Source organism: Bacillus sp. SIMBA_005 (genome assembly GCF_046535585.1).
Taxonomy (GTDB): Bacteria; Bacillota; Bacilli; order Bacillales; family Bacillaceae; genus Bacillus; species Bacillus pumilus.
The window spans coordinates 1-272 of the sequence record NZ_JAWRWI010000407.1; the positions used below are offsets into that span (position 1 = coordinate 1).

General features: G+C 54.0%; 1 protein-coding gene. It reads left to right on the forward strand.

Features of this window, described 5'->3' with window-relative positions:
- Positions 1-272, forward strand: a 272-nt coding sequence (locus SB660_RS20655) for a type 2 periplasmic-binding domain-containing protein (RefSeq protein WP_410584216.1), incomplete at both ends; no start/stop codon positions are given.

Below are 272 nucleotides of genomic sequence, written 5' to 3' on the forward strand. Positions count from 1 at the left end.
GGTATTCCTCGGGCAGGTCTTGGAAATCACAATTCTGTCCAGATTGCGGAGAGAATTTCAGTTATCACCCAAGGCTGAAACGGCGTTAACATTTGCAGCGATCGAGATGGCCACGTCAGGGTTTGCCCTCGCCTGGGTCCCTTTCTCGCTGGCACGAGACCGAATTGAAGGAGGTTCGCTTATCGAGCTATCTGACCGGTTGCCCGAAGTCGATCTGGAAATAACTGCTGTGCGACTTGTCGGTCCCTGCGATCCACCGCAACAGGCGATGT